The sequence below is a fragment of the Streptomyces sp. NPDC102467 genome, assembly GCF_044765445.1.
In the GTDB taxonomy this organism is placed as follows: domain Bacteria; phylum Actinomycetota; class Actinomycetes; order Streptomycetales; family Streptomycetaceae; genus Streptomyces.
Genome location: NZ_JBIWKA010000014.1, coordinates 171,850 through 191,180 on the forward strand (window position 1 = coordinate 171,850; position 19,331 = coordinate 191,180).

General features: G+C 70.7%; 16 protein-coding genes and 1 riboswitch. Of the genes, 15 read left to right on the plus strand and 1 reads right to left on the minus strand.

Annotated elements, in window-relative coordinates; translation table 11 throughout:
• Positions 1-31: 31 nt before the first annotated feature.
• Positions 32-862 carry a DUF4190 domain-containing protein gene (locus ACIREE_RS28650; protein WP_404158104.1) on the minus strand — a complete coding sequence of 277 codons (831 nt, stop codon included), beginning with the start codon at positions 860-862 and terminating at the stop codon, positions 32-34.
• 245 nt (positions 863-1,107) lie between these two features.
• On the opposite strand from ACIREE_RS28650, the gene ACIREE_RS28655 reads away from it, so the two are divergent.
• From ACIREE_RS28655 to ACIREE_RS28725, 15 genes are all read left to right on the plus strand, one after another.
• Positions 1,108-3,225, plus strand: coding sequence for an N-6 DNA methylase (locus ACIREE_RS28655; RefSeq protein WP_404158107.1), 2,118 nt, complete (start codon positions 1,108-1,110; stop codon positions 3,223-3,225).
• Positions 3,226-3,373: 148 nt separating this feature from the next.
• A complete protein-coding gene (locus tag ACIREE_RS28660) occupies positions 3,374-4,009 on the plus strand; it encodes a hypothetical protein (RefSeq protein ID WP_404158110.1) in 636 nt (211 codons plus the stop codon).
• A complete protein-coding gene (locus ACIREE_RS28665) occupies positions 4,006-5,571 on the plus strand; it encodes a protein kinase (RefSeq protein ID WP_404158113.1) in 1,566 nt (521 codons plus the stop codon). The genes ACIREE_RS28660 and ACIREE_RS28665 overlap by 4 nt, the downstream gene beginning before the upstream one ends.
• 71 nt (positions 5,572-5,642) lie before the next feature.
• Positions 5,643-6,491, plus strand: coding sequence for a glycoside hydrolase domain-containing protein (locus tag ACIREE_RS28670; RefSeq protein ID WP_404158116.1), 849 nt, complete (start codon positions 5,643-5,645; stop codon positions 6,489-6,491).
• A gap of 146 nt (positions 6,492-6,637) precedes the next feature.
• Entirely contained in the window at positions 6,638-7,318 is a 681-nt protein-coding gene (locus tag ACIREE_RS28675; protein WP_404158119.1) for a SurA N-terminal domain-containing protein, read from the plus strand.
• 204 nt (positions 7,319-7,522) lie between these two features.
• Positions 7,523-8,590 carry a nucleoside triphosphate pyrophosphohydrolase gene (locus tag ACIREE_RS28680; RefSeq protein ID WP_404158384.1) on the plus strand — a complete coding sequence of 356 codons (1,068 nt, stop codon included), beginning with the start codon at positions 7,523-7,525 and terminating at the stop codon, positions 8,588-8,590.
• Between the two features lie 79 nt (positions 8,591-8,669).
• Complete coding sequence (locus ACIREE_RS28685) at positions 8,670-9,896, plus strand: cytochrome P450 (protein WP_404158387.1); 1,227 nt, start codon at positions 8,670-8,672, stop codon at positions 9,894-9,896.
• A gap of 161 nt (positions 9,897-10,057) precedes the next feature.
• Positions 10,058-11,089 carry a transglycosylase family protein gene (locus tag ACIREE_RS28690; protein ID WP_404158122.1) on the plus strand — a complete coding sequence of 344 codons (1,032 nt, stop codon included), beginning with the start codon at positions 10,058-10,060 and terminating at the stop codon, positions 11,087-11,089.
• A gap of 181 nt (positions 11,090-11,270) precedes the next feature.
• Positions 11,271-11,418: riboswitch (cyclic di-AMP (ydaO/yuaA leader) on the plus strand.
• 4 nt (positions 11,419-11,422) lie between these two features.
• Entirely contained in the window at positions 11,423-12,130 is a 708-nt protein-coding gene (locus tag ACIREE_RS28695; protein ID WP_404158125.1) for a transglycosylase family protein, read from the plus strand.
• 316 nt (positions 12,131-12,446) lie between these two features.
• The gene (gene eno / locus ACIREE_RS28700) at positions 12,447-13,733 is read left to right on the plus strand and encodes a phosphopyruvate hydratase (RefSeq protein ID WP_404158127.1); all 1,287 of its coding nucleotides are present in this window, start codon (positions 12,447-12,449) and stop codon (positions 13,731-13,733) included.
• Positions 13,734-13,846: 113 nt separating this feature from the next.
• Positions 13,847-14,341 (plus strand): septum formation initiator family protein, encoded by a 495-nt coding sequence (locus ACIREE_RS28705; protein ID WP_404158130.1) that lies wholly within the window; start codon positions 13,847-13,849, stop codon positions 14,339-14,341.
• A 52-nt stretch (positions 14,342-14,393) separates the two neighbouring features.
• Positions 14,394-14,918 (plus strand): DUF501 domain-containing protein, encoded by a 525-nt coding sequence (locus tag ACIREE_RS28710; RefSeq protein ID WP_404158132.1) that lies wholly within the window; start codon positions 14,394-14,396, stop codon positions 14,916-14,918.
• A complete protein-coding gene (locus tag ACIREE_RS28715; RefSeq protein WP_404158390.1) occupies positions 14,915-15,859 on the plus strand; it encodes an exopolyphosphatase in 945 nt (314 codons plus the stop codon). The genes ACIREE_RS28710 and ACIREE_RS28715 overlap by 4 nt, the downstream gene beginning before the upstream one ends.
• A gap of 449 nt (positions 15,860-16,308) precedes the next feature.
• Positions 16,309-17,709, plus strand: a complete 1,401-nt coding sequence (locus ACIREE_RS28720; protein WP_404158135.1) for an NAD(P)/FAD-dependent oxidoreductase — start codon at positions 16,309-16,311, stop codon at positions 17,707-17,709.
• Positions 17,710-17,967: 258 nt separating this feature from the next.
• Positions 17,968-19,278 (plus strand): class I SAM-dependent methyltransferase, encoded by a 1,311-nt coding sequence (locus ACIREE_RS28725; protein WP_404158138.1) that lies wholly within the window; start codon positions 17,968-17,970, stop codon positions 19,276-19,278.
• Positions 19,279-19,331: the final 53 nt, after the last annotated feature.

Genomic DNA, 19,331 nt, shown 5'->3' on the forward strand with positions numbered 1-19,331 from the left:
CGTGCCGCATCTGCCCCCGGGGTGCTGACGGTTACACCTTCAGGTCCCACTGCGTCGCGTTGTACTCGAAGCTCGGCGTGACCTCGACGGTCAGGTTCTTGGCGGCGGCCGGGGCGTCGAAGGCGTAGACGACCGTGGCCTTCTTGCCCGGCAGGATCGTGCCGTCGAAGCCGGTGCCGACCTTCTCGTCGAAGACCTGCTCGGCGTCGACCCCGTCCGCACCGGCGCGGGCGTCGGCGGTGAGCAGGGTCGAGTCGAACTTCTCCTTGCTGTCGTTGGTGACCGTGACGGTGACCTTGTAGGCGTGGTTGCCCTTGGTGTGGCCCGCCGCGAACTCGCTCGGGCTGTACGCCACCGCGTTCGACACCGTCACCGTCAGGTCGTCGTCGTAGACCACGGAGTCGCCCGCCTCGAGCGCCTTGCCGGCGTCGGGCTTCTTGTCGTCCTTGCCGGTACCGGAATCCCCCGAGCCCTTCGCGTCACCGGACGCCTTCGTGTCCTTGGCCTTCGTGTCCGACACCGACTTGTTGATCTGGTCCACCGCGTCGTCGACGGCCTTGAACGTGGTGTACGCGCCGAAGACCGCGAGGCCGAGCGAGGCCAGCGCCAGGATCACGCCGGTCAGTGCCACCCCCTTGTTCGTCGCCTCGCCGCGCTTGGCGCGCCCTCTGCCCGTCAGGCCGAGGATCAGGGCGATCACGCCGAGGACACCGGCCAGCCAGAACAGGATCGGGACGAGTCCGGACAGCGCGCCGATGACGCCGAGGATCAGCGCCGCCGTCCCCAGACCATTGCGCGCGACCTGCTGCGGCTGCTGCGGCTGGAACGGCGGGTACTGGGGCTGCTGCTGGGTCTGGGACATGGATTCCTCCGAGATGAGAGACGCCAACCTCCCCCCGGCTTTCCGTGTATCCGGCGGTTGGCTGGGTTAAGCAGACCATGCCGTGTGAACCGAGTCAACCGTGTTCACGGAGGTTGGCGTCTATCTGCTTGTGAACCGGGCTCTTACGCGGAGGTCGATAGAGTCGGGCGTACACAGGCGGTCCACACCGCATGCGACCGCATGCCGCCGCATGCAACCGAACGCCACCGAGGGGAGCCGACGCGGTGCAGGACAACGCGACAGAGGTGACGGCAGCCGGGATCGCCCGGCTCGCCGGGGTGGGCCGCGCCGCGGTCAGCAACTGGCGGCGCCGGCACGCCGACTTCCCCAAGCCCGTCGGCGGCACCGAGACCAGCCCCTCCTTCGCGCTCCCCGAGGTCGAGGAGTGGCTGCGCACCCAGGGCAAGCTCGCCGAAGTCCCGCTGCGCGAGCGCGTGTGGCAACAGCTCGCGGGACACCCCGCGGGCCCGGTCACCGCACTGCTGCACGCGGGAAGCGTCCTGCTGCTCGTCCACGACCGGCCCACCGAATGGCTCGCGCTCACCAGGACGGACGACGACCGCGCCCTCGCCGAACTGCTGCCCGCCGCCCTCGAAGGCGTCCTCACCCCGCGCTTCGGACACGCCACCGAGCGCGCCCTCACGACCCCGACGTCCACCGCCCTGCTGCCGTCCGTACCGCTGCTGCGCGGCGCGGCCGAACTCGCCGCCGAGCGGGGCGCCCGCTCCACCTTCGCGTTCCTCCTCGGCCGCCACCTCGACGCCAACCCGCGCCAGTACACCCTGACCCCGCCGGGCCCCGCCGAGCTGATGGCCGCCCTCGCGGGACCCGCCGGCACCGCCCTCGACCCCGCCTGCGGCACCGGCGCCCTGCTGCACGCCGTGCGCGCCCTCGACACCCGCCCCGGACAGCGCCTCTACGGTCAGGACGCCACCGCCGAGCTCGCCGCCCTGACCGCGCTGCGCCTGGCCCTCGACGGACACGACGGCGAAGGAGCCGCGCCCGCCATCCGCACCGCCACCGCCGACACCCTGCGCCACGACGCCCTCGGCGACGTACGGGCCGACGTGGTGCTCGCCCACCCGCCGTTCAACGAGCGCGGCTGGGGCCACGACGAGCTGGCCTACGACCCGCGCTGGGAGTACGGCTTCCCGGCCCGCACCGAGTCCGAACTGGCCTGGGTGCAGCACGCGTTGGCCCGCCTGAAAGACGGCGGGACCGCGGTGCTCCTGATGCCGCCCGCCGTCACGTCCCGCCGTTCGGGCCGCCGTATCCGCGCCGACCTGCTGCGCCGCGGCGCCCTGCGCGCGGTCATCGCGCTGCCCGCGGGAGCCGTACCGCCCAACAACATCCCGCTGCACCTGTGGGTCCTGCGCAGGCCCGCCGCGGCCGCCCCCGCCGCACCCGAGCTGCTGCTCGTCGACACGACATCGCTGGCCGGCCCCGGCGACGTACGCGAGAAGCAGGCCTGGGCCGCCGTGCGGGACGCCGTGCTCGACGCCTGGCGCACCTTCGACCGCGCGGGGGCCCTGGCGGAGCGCCCCGGGCTCGCCCGGTCCGTGCCCGTCATCGAACTCCTCGACGACGAGGTCGACCTCGCGCCCGCCCGCCGCCTGCCCCCGCCGGCCGCGGCCGGCGGCGCCGGTGAACTCACCGCTGTACGCGAGCGGCTCGCCGACACCCTGCGCCTGACCACGAAGCTCGCCCCGCAGGACGCGCCCCCGACCGCGTCCCCCGCGCGCTGGCCGCAGACGACGATCGGCGAACTCGCGCGCGCGGGCGCCCTCACCCTTCGCACGGCCGCCACCTCCGCGCCGGTCACGGCCTCCGCCACCGCCGCGAGCGGCACCGGCGGCCACGCGCGCGTACCCGTGCTCACCGACCACGACGTGCTCGCGGGCGCCGCCCCCTCCGGCACGCACACCGGCTCCGCCGCCGACGGTGAACCCGTCCTCCTCGAAGCCGGGGACGTCGTCGTGCCGGTCGTCGGCGGCGGCGCCGTCGTCCGCGTCGTCGACGAGGCCACCGCGGGCGCCGCCCTCGGCCGCGGCCTCGCCCTGCTCAGGCCCGACCCGGCCGCGCTCGACCCCTGGTTCCTCGCCGGATTCCTGCGCGGCACCGCCAACAACCGGCAGGCCAGCAGCTACGCGTCCACCGCGACCCGGCTCGACGTGCGGCGCCTCCAGCTGCCCCGGCTGCCCCTGGCGGAACAGGCCGGGTACGGCGCCCGGTTCAGGTCTCTCGCCGCCTTCGAGGACGCCCTGCGCCTCGCCGGCCGGCTCGGCGAGCAACTTGTCCAGGGCCTGCACGACGGCCTGACGGACGGGGTCCTGGAGCCGTAGCGAAACCGTAGTGAACCGGAGTGGGCACAACCCGGGGCCTGTTGTCCTTGTCGGCCTATACGCTCGGAGCAGCACACACCTCGTACCGCACCCCGTATCGCACCTTGTAGCGCACCTTGTACATAGGCACACACCAGCAGGAGCAGTCATGCACGGCCACGGCTATGCGCCCCCGCCCAAGCTCCCCTCACCCGGAGCGCAGGCCGGTATGCGCGTGCTCTTCGTGGCCATCGCCGTCCTGACCGTCGGCTTCCTCGGGTTCGTGCCGGTGCTGCGGCTCGCCCTGACCACCCACAGGAAGGTCGACTGGCGCGTCTTCATAGGCGTGGCAGCGATCCAACTCCTCTGCTGGGTGGGCATTTTCAGCGACCCGGGCGGGGAAGAGTTCACCACCTGGTACGGCAACGGGGGGATGGGCCTGATGCTCGTCAACCTGACCGGCTCGGTCACGTACTACCTGGTCGCGGACATCCGCCACGCCAACAGGAACCGGCTCGCCATGGGACCGGCCATGTACGGCATGCCGCGCGCGCAGCAGCCGTACGGCTACCCGCAGCCGCAACCCCAGACGTACGTACAGCCCCGGCCCCAGGCGCCCACGCCGCCGATGCACGCGATGCCCACCCAGGCCGCGACCCCGGCGCCCACCTCGGTCCCGCCGCCGCAGCCGCAGAACCATGGCCAACCGCAACCGCAACCGCAGCCGCCCCAGCGAATCGACCAGGTCCGCGCCGAGCTGGACGAGCTGAGCGACTACCTGCGCAAGCGGGACGGCGGCCGGTGACCTCTCCGTCCCCTCTTGCGGCGGGCGGCGGTCGTGTCATCGCCGGGCGCTACGAGCTGTCCACGCTCATCGGCCAGGGCGGCATGGGCCAGGTCTGGACGGCGTACGACAAACGCCTGGACCGCCGCGTCGCGGTGAAGCTGCTGCGCCCCGACCGGGTCGCGGGCGCCGAGGCCGACGAACTGCGCCGCCGCTTCCTGCGCGAGTGCCGCGTCACCGCGCAGGTCGACCACCCCGGCCTGGTCACCGTGCACGACGCGGGCAGCGAGCATGAAGGCGCCGACGGTGCCTCCTCGTTCCTGTACCTCGTCATGCAGTACATCGACGGGTCCGACCTCGCCGACCACCTCGCCGAGCACGACCCGTACCCCTGGCAGTGGGCCGTCTCGGTCGCCGCCCAGCTGTGCGCCGTGCTCTCCGCCGTGCACGCCGTGCCGATCGTGCACCGGGACCTCAAGCCCCGCAACGTCATGGTCAGGAAGGACGGTACGGTCACCGTCCTCGACCTCGGCGTCGCCTCCGTCCTCGACACCGACACGACCCGCCTCACCCACACCGGCTCGCCCATCGGCACGCCTGCCTACATGGCGCCCGAACAGGCGATGGGCGGCGCCGTCGGCCCGTACACCGACCTGTACGCCCTCGGAGTGCTGCTCTTCGAACTCCTCAGCGGCGACGTCCCGTTCGCGGGCACCACCGCGCTCGGCATCCTCCACCGCCACCTGTACGAGGCCCCGCGGCCGGTGCGCCAACTGCGCCCCGAGATACCGGAGGCGCTGGAGAACCTCGTCCTGCGCCTGCTCGCCAAGGACCCGCAGCACCGGCCCGCCTCCGCCCAGCAGACCTACGAGGAACTGCTCCCGCTGCTGCCCGCGCGCGGCGTGCCCAGTGGCCACCCGCTCGACCCCACGCGCCCGTTCCTGCGCCCGCACGCCCCCTGGCCCGACCGGGCGCGCACGCCCGCGCCGCAGCCCGACGGCTCCGACGTGCAGGGCGAGCGCCCCGATGTCGCGGGCGCCGTCGACGAGGTCAAGCGCCTCCTCGGCGAGGGCCGCATCACCCAGGCCGTCGACATCCTCGGCGCGATCCTGCCCGCGGCGGCCGCCCAGCACGGCGAGCACTCACCCGTCGTCCGCACGCTGCGCAAGCAGTACGCGGCCACCCTCATGGACGACGGCCAGTACCGCCGCGCCCTGCCCGAACTGCGCCGCCTCGCCGACGAGCGCGCGGCCGAGGCGGGCCACGCCGACCCGCAGTCACTGCAGTTCCGCTACGAGGCGGCGCAGTGCCTGGAAGCCCTCGGTGAGCCGGCCGCCGCGCTCGCCGAGTACCGCGCTCTGCTGCCCTACTACGAGAACCAGTACGCGACCACCGATCTGCGTCTGGCCCTCGAAGTGCGCCGCCGCATCGGCCAGTTGCTGCTCGCCGTCGGCGACCGGGGCGCCGCGCACGAGACCCTGATCCGCCTGCTGCACGACGCGGAGCGACTGCACGGGCCCGGCCACCCGTTCCCGGCGGAGGTGCGCCGTACGCTCCAGTGGCTCGGCCAGGTCAGGGGCTGACACATAGCCCGCACACGTAATACATCAGTTGTCACCAGTACAGACATCACAACACCAGGGGTGGGGATCTCATGACCAAGTCGTTTCGTTCCAGACCGGGGAGCCACAGACTCTCCAAGCGCAACCGGTACGTGGCCTGGGGGGCCGCGGGCGCCGTCGTCGTCGCCGGAGGCGCGTTCGCCGCGACCAGCGCATCGGCCACGACGTGGCCCGCACAGAAGACGTTCACCGGCCGCGCCTTCGACACCTGCACCGCGCCCTCGGCCGCCGCGATGAAGGCCTGGCACACCGGCTTCTACGGGGCGGCCGCCGTCTACATAGGCGGCAAGAACCGCGGCTGCGCCCAGCCCAACCTCACCAAGTCCTGGGTCAAGACGGTCAACTCGCAGGGCTGGAAGCTGATTCCGCTCTACGTAGGCGCCCAGCCGCCCTGCCAGACGGGCACCAGGAACGAGAAGATGACCACGTCGAACGCCGCGTCCCTCGGCGCCAAGGACGGCAAGGACGCCGTGGCCAAGGCGTCCGCGCTCGGCATGAAGGCGGGCAGCGCGCTCTACCTCGACATGGAGCCGTACGACATCAAGAACGCGTCCTGCAACAAGGCCGTGCTCAGCTACGTGCGCGCCTTCGACAAGGTCCTGCGCGGCAAGATCTACCGGGCGGGCTACTACGGCTTCAGCAGCTCCAGCGCCGCCGCGATCGCCACCGCGAAGGACCGCACCGACCTGCCGGGCAACCTCTGGTACGCCAAGTGGGACAAGGTGAACACGACGACGTCCGACTGGCCTTGGGCCAAGTCGCTCTACACGAAGCACAGCCGCGCGCACCAGTACATGGTCAACAGCAAGGAGAAGCGCGGCGCTTACACGATCACCGTGGACCGGAACGCGTGGGATGCCCCGGTAGCGCTCATCGGCTGACCGCGTCATCGCGGGGCCGGGGCGGAACGAGTACCTCAACTCGCGGCGAATCGTTGTCGAATAGGTGGCCGAGCCAGCGGCCACCTCCTACCATCGATCACGGACTTTGTGCACCGACGCACAAACTCGCCGCAGGGAGGCTCACCTTGCACCGCCGCACCAGTAGCCGTCGCCGTACCGCGCTCATCCTGTCCGCCGCCGCCGTTGCCGCGGTTCCCGCTCTCACCGCCTGCGGAAGCGGAGCGCACCCCGGCGCCGCTGCCGTCGTCGGCGGTCAGCGGATCACGGTCTCCCAACTGGAGACCCGGGTGAACGAGGTACGTGACGCGCAACAAGCCGCCACCACCGACAGCGCCCAGTACGAACAGGCCATCGCCAAGACCGGCGGCCTCACCCGCAACACGCTGCACACGATGGTCCTCGACCGGGTCCTGCACCGCGCCGCCACCGACCAGGGCGTCGGCGTCACCCGCAAGGAGATGCAGGACATGCGGGCCGGCCTGGAGCAACAGGCGGGCGGATCCAAGCAGTTGGAGTCCGCCTGGCTGTCGCAGTACAGCGTCCCGCCGAAGCGGCTGACCGAAAGCCTGCGCACCGAGATCGAGGCACAGAAGCTCGCGACCGCGCTCGGCGCCGACATGCAGACGCAGGAGGGCCAGAGCGTGTTCTGGAAGGCCCTCGGCACGGCGTCCAAGGAGCTGAACGTCGACCTGAACCCCCGCTACGGCGCCTGGAAGGTGACCCCCACGAGCCGCCTCGTGGAGGCGAAGACGCCCTGGCTCAAGCAGGTCACGAAGCAGCCGGCGGAATCCCAGCAGACCGCCTAGGGCCTGTCTTCGAACTCCCTCCCCCAGCTAACGCTGGGAGGCGCCCCCAGCCCGAAGGGCGGCCCCGCGGCGTCTGGTGCGTGCTCTGGGGGTCCCCCCGGCCGGAGGCTGGGGGAGGGGGTTTGAAGACAGGTCCTAGGGCGGGCTCCGGGGCGGAGCACTGTCAGCGGCCTGCGTTACGTTCGGGTGGTGAACGATCGAGAGGTGCACGGCACCAGCAGCGACACCACCACCGGATCCAGCACCACCAGTGACGCCGGCCGCATCGTCCTGCTCACCACCAGCCACCGGGTCGCCCCGGGGCTGCTGTCCTGGCAGGCGTGGGAGGCGCTGCGCGGCGCCGACGCGGTGCTGTGCGCCGACGCCGCGCACCCACAGCTGCCGTACGTGAAGGACGCCGGCGTCGAGGTCACCCTCGCGACCGCGCCGCTCGCCGCCCGCGACCTCGTCGACCGCTGCGCCGACGGCGGCCGCACCGTCGTCGTCCTGGCCACCGCAGAGGGAGACCGGCGCCTCACGGACGGCCTGGCGACACTGGCCGGCTCGGGCCGCGAGCAGATGCCGTCCCTCGAACTCCTTCCCGGCTCCTACGACCTGCCGGGCGCCCGCCTCCTCGACCTCGTCCAGGTCATGGACCGGATCCGCCGCGAGTGCCCCTGGACGTCCCGGCGCACCCACGAGGACCTGGCGAAGTACGCGATCGAGGAGGCGTACGAGCTGGTCGAGGCGATCGAGACGGGCGACCGCGCGGAGCTCAGGGAAGAGCTCGGCGACGTACTCCTCCAGGTCGTCTTCCACTCCCGTATCGCCGAGGAGGCGCCCGGCGAAGCCGGTGAGGACGCCGAGGACGCCGAGGACGCCGGCCCCTTCTCGATCGACGACGTGGCGGGCGGCATCGTCGAGAAGCTCATCCACCGCCACCCGCACATCTTCGGCGACGAGAGCGCGTCCACGCCGGAAGAGGTCAGGGAGATCTGGCTGCGCAAGAAGGGCGAGGCCAAGCGCCGCGCTTCGGTCACGGACGGCGTCCCGGTGGGCCAGCCCGGCCTGGCCCTCGCCGCGAAGCTCGGCTCCCGGGTGCGGACAGCGGGCCTCGACGTCCCCGTCCCGACGGGCCGGGGCATCGGCTACGAGCTGCTGGCCCTGGCCCTGCGCGCGGAGGCGTCCGGTGAGGACCCGGAGGCGGCCCTGAGGGCGGCGGCACGCGCGTACCGGGCGGCGATCCGCTCGACGGAGGGGCTGGAGGGGCTGGAGGGGCCGGACCGCCCCTAGGGCCGTCCACGGTCGTGTCACCCGCTCCGGGGACGCCGGATACGGTCGGGAGGTGACCGAAAGCCCTGTCCCCGCCGCGATGCCCGAACTCTTCGACTGGGAGTTCGCGACCAACCCCTACCCCGCGTACGCATGGCTGCGCGAGCACGCCCCCGTGCACCGTACGACCCTTCCCAGCGGCGTCGAGGCCTGGCTGGTCACCCGGTACGCGGATGCCCGCCAGGCCCTCGCCGACCAGCGGCTCAGCAAGAATCCGGACCACCACGACGGGCCGTCCCACGCGAAGGGCAAGACGGGTATCCCGGGCGAGCGCAAGGCGGATCTGATGACGCATCTGCTGAACATCGATCCGCCGGACCACACCCGCCTGCGCCGCCTCGTCTCGAAGGCGTTCACCCCGCGCACGGTGGCCGAATTCGCTCCCCGTGTGCAGGAGTTGGCGGACGACCTCATCGACCGCTTCGCGGCGAACGGCGAGGCCGACCTGATCCACGACTTCGCCTTCCCGCTCCCCATCTACGCCATCTGCGACCTGCTCGGCGTCCCGCGCGAGGACCAGGACGACTTCCGGGACTGGGCGGGCATGATGATCCGGCACGGGGGAGGGCCCCGCGGCGGCGTCGCCCGGTCCGTGAAGAAGATGCGCGCCTATCTCGCCGAGCTGATCCACCGCAAGCGCAACGAGCCGGGCGACGACCTGATCTCCGGCCTGATCCGCGCCTCCGACGAAGGTGAGCACCTCACCGAGAACGAGGCCGCGGCCATGGCATTCATCCTGCTTTTCGCCGGTTTCGAAACCACGGTCAATTTGGTCGGTAACGGGGCATATGCCTTGCTTACCCACCCGGAACAGCGCGAGCGACTGCAGCAGGCACTGGCCGAGGGCGACACCGGGCTCCTGGAGACCGGCGTAGAGGAACTGCTGCGCTTCGACGGCCCGGTGGAGCTGGCGACCTGGCGGTTCGCGACGGAGCCGCTCAGCATCGGCGGCCAGGACATCGCCGCCGGCGACCCGGTCCTCGTCGTGCTCGCCGCCGCCGACCGGGACCCGGCGCGCTTCACCGATCCGGACATTCTCGATCTCTCCCGCCGCGACAATCAGCATCTCGGCTACGGCCACGGCATCCACTACTGCCTCGGCGCTCCCCTCGCGCGACTGGAGGGACAGACTGCGCTCCGCACCCTTCTGACGCGCCTTCCGGACCTGCGACTTGCCCAGGATCCCGCCGATTTGCGCTGGCGGGGCGGGCTCATCATGCGCGGACTGCGCACGCTGCCGGTGGAGTTCACACCCCAGCAGAACTGACGACCAGTCAACTCTGTGACTTTGACGTGATCTGCGCTGCATCGACTTGTGACAAGCGTTCGAGTCCCGCTACGTTCACCAGTCATCGCGACACATGCACAACAAGCACCACCACATCACCCGTCGCGTGCTGCTGCATCAGTCTCGCGAAAGGCAACCGCATGCTCTCCGGGAACGGTCGACACCGTCGCCCCCGTCAGGCCCCTGCTCTCGTCGTCGCCGCCGGCGTCACCGGCAGCGTCATCGCGATACCGCTCCTCGCGGCAACCAGCGCGAGCGCCGCCTCCACCACCACCTGGGACAAGCTCGCCGAGTGCGAGTCCGGTGGCCAGTGGAGCCTGAACGCGGGCACCGGCTACTTCGGCGGACTGCAGTTCTCCCAGGAGATGTGGGAGCAGTACGGCGGCCTCGACTACGCGCCGAGCGCCGACGAGGCCAGCCGCTCCCAGCAGATCGCCGTCGCCGAGCAGGCGCTCAAGGCCAAGGGGCCCAGCGCCTGGCCGAGCTGCTCGCTCGTGGCGGGTCTCACCCAGGGCGACGAGTCGGCCGATGTCGACCCGGGCGCGACCGTCTCCCCGCAGGCGTCCGACCCGGCCGATCCCTCCGTCGGGGTCGGGCTCGGGGTGTCGGACGAGCCGTCAGCCGAGGCCTCGGGGGATACCTCCGGTAACACGGCGAGCGGCGATCCGAGTGGCGACTCCAGCGACGAGCCGAGCGGCGACGCAAGTGGCAAGGCAAGTGGAAAGGCGGGCGACAAGGCGGGCGACAGCGCGTCGGATGACGCGTCGGATGACGCCGCAGGCAAAGACGGTGGCGGGTCGGACAAGTCCGGCCGGGCCGACGACCCCACGTCCTCCGCGACGCCGTCCCCTTCCGGCTCCGCTTCCGGTGACTCCGCCTCCGACGAGTCCGGGGCCGACTCCGCCGGCCGCCACCGCGGCGACCCCGCCGCGGACGACACCTCCGACTCCCGTACGGGCGACGGACGGCACGCCTCGCGCGAGGAGGACCGCACCGAGGAGGCGTACACGGTGCGCTCCGGCGACAGTCTCTGGGACATCGCCGACGCTCAGGACGTGCGCGGCGGGTGGGATGCGCTCTACGACCTGAACAAGAAGACGGTCGGCTCCGACCCCGACCTCATCCTTCCTGGTCAGAGTCTGGATCTTGGCCTCGAAACGGTCGAAAAGTAGCGGGAGTTCAGAGACGGTTGGGGCGCGTATGTCCACTTTTGCGAGAGTGAGACATGAGTCTCAAAGACCCTGATCGTCTTTGAAATAGGGCGGATCGACTGCTTACGGTCGTCACCGCTCGCCACAGCGGGCCCCGTTGGACGTCACGCCGAATCCTGCCGACGCCCGTACGGGAACAGTCGACGCGTCAGCGCCGTAGGCAGGAGCGGGGGACCCAAGGTAAGTGCCGGGAAACCGGCTTGGGGTTAAGCCGCGCACAAGGATGCGCGGCCGGACACTCACTGGTCCGAACCCGACAGCTCACCTCGTAGGCGTCGGTGAGGGGATCTCTCCATGCTGCTTTCCAGCAAGGGCAAGCACCGCCGCCCGTCCAAGGCTGTCCGTGTCGCCACGCTCGCCGGCGTCGCCGGTGCCGCTGTCGCCGTCCCGCTGATGGGCGCCACCTCGGCCTCCGCCGCCTCCACCTCCGAGTGGGACGCGGTCGCGCAGTGCGAGTCCGGTGGCAACTGGTCCATCAACACGGGCAACGGTTACACCGGTGGCCTTCAGTTCTCGTCCTCGACCTGGGCCGCGTACGGCGGCACCTCCTACGCGTCCTCCGCGGACCAGGCGTCCAAGGCGCAGCAGATATCGGTCGCCGAGAAGGTTCTCGCCGCGCAGGGCAAGGGTGCCTGGCCGAGCTGTGGCGTGGGCCTGTCCGGCGCCGACACGAGCAACTCCGCCCCGGCCGGATCCTCGTCGGACTCCTCGCAGCAGCAGTCCCAGCCGCAGCAGCAGGAGCGCTCCGACTCCTCCACGACGACCCGCTCCGAGCAGCGCCAGCAGCCGCAGCAGCAGGAGTCGAAGAAGGACACCGTCACCACCCCGACCGGCAAGAAGGTCGAGAAGGGCGACGGCGAGTACAAGGTGAAGACCGGCGACACGCTCAGCAAGATCGCCGACGCGCACGGCACCGACTGGCAGAAGGTGTTCAAGCTCAACAAGGACATCGTCAGCAACGCCGACCTGATCTACCCGGGCCAGCAGCTGCACCTGAAGTAAGCCCGTCCTTCTTATAGGGGCCCTGTTGTTACGGCCTGCCTATAGGAGCGCATGGGGGCTTACAGGGGAGGCGTCGGTTCGGCTCGGCATCGGCGGATGCCGGGTCAGGCCGCCGCTTCACCCCGAGGGCCGCTCGTTTCAGCGACCTCCGTCCCGGCATCCGGGACGGAGGTCGCTGTCTTTGTTCCGTTAAGGAACATTTCGCTGTCGGCGTTGTCCACAAGGCGGGCGGTCGGCTGGCCGATGCCTCGGAGCCGGTTACGCTCATGGGTGCGGGCCACCCTGCCCGCACTGTTGTGTCACATCCCAGAAGGAGATGCTCGTGCCGTCCATCGACGTCGTCGTAGCCCGGGAAATCCTGGACTCCCGAGGCAACCCCACGGTCGAGGTCGAGGTCGGCCTCGACGACGGCAGCACGGGTCGTGCTGCTGTTCCGTCCGGCGCCTCCACCGGTGCCTTCGAGGCCATCGAACTCCGTGACGGTGACCCCAACCGTTACCAGGGCAAGGGCGTCGAGAAGGCCGTCCTCGCCGTCATCGAGCAGATCGGCCCGGAGCTCGTCGGCTACGACGCCACCGAGCAGCGCCTGATCGACCAGGCGATGTTCGACCTGGACGCCACCGACAACAAGGGCTCGCTCGGCGCCAACGCGATCCTGGGCGTCTCCCTCGCCGTGGCGCACGCCGCGTCCGAGGCCAGCGACCTGCCGCTGTTCCGCTACCTCGGTGGCCCGAACGCGCACCTGCTGCCCGTCCCGATGATGAACATCCTGAACGGTGGGTCGCACGCCGACTCCAACGTCGACATCCAGGAATTCATGATCGCCCCGATCGGCGCGGAGTCCTTCTCCGAGGCGCTGCGCTGGGGCACCGAGGTCTACCACACCCTCAAGAAGGTGCTGAAGGCCAAGGGCCTGTCCACCGGTCTCGGCGACGAGGGCGGCTTTGCCCCGAACCTGGACTCGAACCGCGCGGCCCTCGACCTCATCCTCGAGGCGATCAAGGAGGCCGGCTACATCCCCGGCCAGCAGGTCGCTCTCGCGCTCGACGTCGCCGCCTCCGAGTTCTACAAGGACGGCAAGTACCAGTTCGAGGGCAAGGAGCGCTCCGCCGCCGAGATGACGGAGTACTACGAGGAGCTCGTCTCCGCGTACCCGCTCGTCTCCATCGAGGACCCGCTGTACGAGGACGACTGGGCCGGCTGGACCGTCCTCACCGAGAAGCTCGGCGAGAAGGTCCAGATCGTCGGCGACGACCTGTTCGTCACCAACCCGGAGCGCCTCGCCCGCGGCATCGACGAGAACTCGGCCAACGCCCTGCTCGTCAAGGTCAACCAGATCGGCTCGCTGACCGAGACCCTGGACGCCGTCGAGCTGGCCCAGCGCAACGGGTTCAAGTGCATGATGTCCCACCGCTCCGGCGAGACCGAGGACGTCACCATCGCCGACCTGGCCGTCGCCACGAACTGCGGCCAGATCAAGACCGGCGCCCCGGCCCGCTCCGAGCGCGTCGCCAAGTACAACCAGCTGCTGCGCATCGAGGAGATCCTGGACGACGCGGCGGTCTACGCCGGTCGTTCGGCCTTCCCGCGCTACAAGGGCTGACCCGCCCCCGCGTGAGCCGGTAGTTCCGTACGTCCCCGCACTCGGTCCCGTACCGTGTGCGGGGACGTACGTACGTAGGCAGCCGGACAGTCAGACGGGGAGGCGGACAGGCGATGCCGGGAAAGCTCCGAAGCAGGGGCCGCGACGACTCGGCCCGCTTCTCCACGGCCACCCGGCTGCGCGTGCTCGGCGAGCAGACCGCGGAGCGCGTCTACCGCTCGCAGAACAAGCGCCAGGCCCGCCGCTCCCGCCTCACCGGGCGGGCCGCGCTGCTCGCCCTCGTCGTCTGCACGCTCGTGGTCGCCCTCGCGTACCCGATAAGGCAGTACGTGTCCCAGCGCGGCGAGATCGCGGACCTGCAGCGCCAGCAGCAGGAGGCGAAGGACCGGGTCGACCGGCTCCGGGACGAGAAGGCCCGCTGGCAGGACGACGCGTACGCCGAGCAGCGGATCCGCGAGCGCCTGCACATGGTGATGCCGGGCGAGACCGGGTACGTGGTGCCCGACGCGCGGTCCACCGCGGCGGAGCGCGCCGAGCAGGGCGAGACCGACCGTCCCTGGTACTCGAACGTCTGGGACGGCGTCGACAAGGCCGACCGGGCAAACTGACCGCCGTACCGCCCCCGCCCCTTCCCCGCACACACCGAAGTGAAAGACAGGCATGGAAACGCCCCCGCCCCAGACCGAGTCCACGGCGCCCACGGACGCCGACATCCGCGCGTTCCAGGAGCAGCTCGGCCGCCCGCCGCGCGGCCTGCGGGCCATCGCGCACCGCTGCCCCTGCGGCAACCCGGATGTCGTCGAGACGGCCCCGCGGCTCGAGGACGGCACGCCGTTCCCGACGACGTTCTACCTGACGTGCCCGCGCGCGGCCTCGGCCATCGGCACGCTGGAGGCGAACGGCGTGATGAAGGAGATGACGGAGCGCCTGGGCACGGACCCCGAGCTGGCGCGGCAGTACCGCGCGGCCCACGAGGACTACATCGCGCGCCGTGACGCCATGGAGGTCCTGGAGAACTTCCCGAGTGCGGGCGGCATGCCGGACCGCGTGAAGTGCCTGCACGTCCTGGTGGCGCACTCGCTGGCGGCAGGGCCGGGTGTGAACCCGCTGGGCGACGAGGCGATCGCGATGCTGCCGCAGTGGTGGAAGAAGGGCGCGTGCGTGTCGGCGGAGGTGACGGAGTGACCCGGGTCGCCGCCATCGACTGCGGTACGAACTCGATCCGTCTCCTCGTCGCGGACGCGGACCCGGAGACGAGCGAACTGATCGATCTGGACCGCCGGATGACGATCGTGCGGCTCGGTCAGGGCGTCGACCGGACGGGGCGCCTGGCCCCCGAGGCGCTGGAGCGCACGTTCGCGGCCTGCCGCGAGTACGCCGCCGTGATCAAGGAGCACGGCGCGGAGCGCATCCGCTTCGTGGCCACGTCCGCGTCCCGCGACGCCTCGAACCGGGACGACTTCGTCCGCGGCGTCCTGGACATCCTCGGCGTCGAGCCGGAGGTCATCACCGGTGACGAGGAGGCGGCCTTCTCCTTCACGGGTGCGACCAAAGAGCTGACGGGCCGCGCCGACCTGGACAAGCCCTACCTGGTCGTGGACATCGGCGGCGGCTCGACGGAGTTCGTCGTCGGAGACGAGCAGGTCCGCGCCGCCCACTCCGTCGACATCGGCTGCGTACGGATGACGGAGCGTCACCTGGTCGCGGCGGACGGCTCGGTCACCGACCCGCCGGCGCCCGAGCAGATCGAGGCGATCCGCGAGGACATCGTCGCGGCTCTTGACCTGGTGACGCAGCTGGTCCCGCTGACCGAGGCCCGCACACTGGTCGGCCTGGCCGGCTCGGTCACGACGGTGGCGGCGCTCGCGCTCGGCCTGAGCGCGTACGACTCGGCCGCGATCCACCACTCCCGCGTCTCCTACGAGAAGGTCGCGGAGCTCACGGACTGGCTGCTGACGTCCACGCACGACCAGCGCGCGCTGCACCCGGTGATCCACCCGGGCCGCGTCGACGTCATCGCATCCGGGGCCCTCGTGCTGCGTCTGATCATGGAGTGGACCGGCGCCCGCGAGGTGGTCGTCAGCGAGCACGACATCCTCGACGGCATCGCCTGGTCCATCGCCTGACCGAGGGGCCGGACCTGGCGTCGGATTCGGGCCCGGAGCGCCCTCGCCTGAGCGTGTCGCGTACCGTCTGAGCACCATGAACGGGGCCCGCGACACGCTCCGGCGACACCCCGTCGGGAAACTTCGTGAACTTCTTCACAAGGAAATCGGTCCCGTTGGACGCAGTTTTTTGACCGTGGGCCCGTTCGGGGCTGTCCACGGGCTCCGGCGGGAGGGGTGGCCGGGGTTACGGGAGCGTTGCGCGGAGGTGAGAACCGGGAGTGGTTCAGTGGGTCCGAATGCTCACCGTGGCTGCTCAAGAGGGGTGAGCAACGACCGGCGGCGGACCGTGGTTCCCTCTGTCGACCATGACCTGGGTCACGTGGGCGGCGAAGTGTAGCAGAGGCCCCACCCATCCTTGTGAAGGGGCGCACGAGCACCCCCCTCCAGACGGGTGGATACTCGATGGCATGAGCACCACGGAGCGTCCCAGGATCCTCATTGTCGGGGGTGGGTACGTAGGCCTGTACGCGGCGCGACGCATCCTGAAGAAGATGCGTTACGCGGAAGCGACCGTCACGGTCGTCGACCCGCGCTCGTACATGACGTACCAGCCCTTCCTCCCCGAGACCGCCGCCGGCAGCATCTCGCCGCGCAACGTCGTCGTCCCGCTGCGACGCGCTGTGCCGGGAGCCGAGATTCTCACCGGCCGCGTCACCACCATCGACCAGGACCGCAAGGTCGCTTCGGTCGCCCCGCTCGTCGGCGAGGCGTACGAGGTGCCCTTCGACTACCTGGTGATCGCGCTCGGCGCGGTCTCCCGCACCTTCCCGACCCCCGGCCTGGCCGAGGTGGGCATCGGTATGAAGGGTGTCGAGGAGGCCATCGGCCTGCGCAACCACGTGCTCGAGCAGCTCGACAAGGCCGAGTCCACGACGGACGAGGAGATCCGCCGCAAGGCGCTCACCTTCGTCTTCGTCGGTGGCGGCTTCGCGGGCGCCGAGACGATCGGTGAGGTCGAGGACCTGGCACGCGACGCGGCGAAGTTCTACAAGAACGTGAAGCGCGAGGACATGCGCTTCATCCTGGTCGACGCCGCCGACAAGGTGCTGCCCGAGGTGGGCCCGGAGCTCGGCGTCTACGGCCGCAAGCACCTGGAGTCCCGCGGTATCGAGGTCTACCTCAGCACCACGATGCCCTCCTGCGTGGACGGTCACGTCGTGCTGAGCAACGGCCTGGAGGCCGACTCCAACACGATCGTGTGGACCGCCGGCGTCAAGCCGAACCCGGCGCTCGCCCGCTTCGGTCTCCCGCTCGGCCCCCGCGGTCACGTGGACACCAGCGAGAAGCTTCAGGTCCAGGGCACCGACTACATCTGGGCCGCGGGCGACAACGCCCAGGTCCCGGACCTCGTCGGCCGCGCCGCGGGCAACCCGAACGCCTGGTGCCCGCCGAACGCCCAGCACGCGATGCGTCAGGCCAAGGTCCTCGCCGACAACGTGGTCTCCGGTATGCGGGGCTTCCCGCAGGGCGACTACAAGCACGCCAACAAGGGTGCGGTGGCGGGTCTCGGCCTCCACAAGGGCGTCGCGATGATCGTCATGGGCAAGATGAAGATCAAGCTCAAGGGCCGTCTTGCCTGGTACATGCACCGTGGCTACCACGGCATGGCCATGCCGACGTACAACCGCAAGATCCGTGTGATCGCCGAGTGGACGATCAACATGTTCCAGAAGCGCGACATCACCGCGCTCGGCGCCCTGGAGACTCCGCGCGAGGAGTTCTACGAGGCCGCCAAGCCGGCTCCGGCGCCCAAGCCGGCCGCCGAGAAGGTGCCGGAGAAGGTCGAGGAGAAGGCCAAGGCCTCCTGACCTCAGGGCTTCTGAGCTCGTCGTGGTCGGCGTAGCTGGTCGTAGCTTCTCGTAGTGCTCGTGCAGTACACGCCCGAAGGGGTCGGCCGCCATCCGTGGTGCGGACGGCCCCTTCGGGCTTTTTCGCGACCATGTACGTGGTGGCTACAAGTATTTTGCCGATCCGTGACGCAATAACGGGACTGCGGAAGCGGCTACTTGGTGTTTACGTGTAGTTGGACCGGTCCGGGATTTACCCCTGTCACGGAGGTGTGCGCCATGCAGGACGCCGCACAGCGGCTGAAGAACATCGCCGAGCAGCTGCTCGACGCCGAACTCCCGGTGCGGCTTCGCGCCTGGGACGGTTCGGAGGCAGGTCCCCCGGACGCCCCCGTGCTCGTGGTGCGGAGCCGTCGCGCCCTGCGCCGCCTGCTGTGGAAGCCGGGCGAGCTGGGTCTGGCCCGCGCCTGGGTCGCCGGTGACCTGGACGTCGAGGGCGACCTCTACGAGGCGCTCGACGTCATCGCCGGACTGCTCTGGGAGCGGGATCCGGACGCGGAGGGCGAGCGCAGAAGCCTCGTCGAGACGCTGAAGGATCCCAAGGTGCGGGCCGCGGTCGCCGACCTCGCGAAACTGGCGGGACCGTTCCTGCCGCCCGCCCCGCCCGCCGAGGAGATGCGCCGCAGGAGCCGCCTCCACCGGCATACCAAGGGCAGCGACAAGCAGGCCATCAGCCACCACTACGACGTCGGCAACGACTTCTACGAGCTGGTCCTCGGCCCGTCGATGGTCTACTCGTGCGCGTACTGGGAATCGCCCGACGCCACGCTCGAATCCGCCCAGCACGACAAGCTGGAGCTGATCTCCCGCAAGCTGGACCTCAAGCCCGGCATGCGCCTCCTCGACGTCGGCTGCGGCTGGGGCTCCATGGCCATCCACGCCGCCCGTGAGCACGGCGTGAGCGTCGTCGGCGTCACGCTCTCCCAGGAGCAGGCCGCGTACGCCAGGAAGCGCGTCGCCGAGGAGGGCCTCACCGACCGCGTCGAGATCCGGGTGCAGGACTACCGCGACGTGCGGGACGGCCCGTACGACGCGATCTCCTCGATCGGGATGGCCGAGCACGTCGGCTCGGAGCGCTACCTGGAGTACGCGACCGACCTGTACGCTCTGCTCGAGCCCGGCGGCCGGCTGCTCAACCACCAGATCGCCCGGCGGCCCCAGGAGGACGAGTCGGCGTACGAGGTCGACGAGTTCATCGACGCGTACGTCTTCCCCGACGGGGAGCTCGCGCCGGTCGGCACCACCACCGGCCTCCTCGAGCGGGCCGGGTTCGAGGTCAGGGACGTCGAGTCGATACGCGAGCACTACGCGCTCACCCTGCGCAGTTGGGTCCGCAACCTGGAGGCCCGCTGGGCGGAGTCCCTGCGGCTCGTCAGCCCCGGCCGGGCCCGTATCTGGCGCCTCTACATGGCGGCCAGCGCGCTGAGCTTCGAGCGCAACCGCATCGGGGTCAACCAGATCCTCGCGGTGCGGACACCGCAGAGCGGCACCTCCGGGATGCCGCTGCGGGCACGCACCTGGAACAACTAGCGTCCGCCCGTACGCAGCTGGGGCGCCCCGGTGACTGATCGCCACCGATGCGC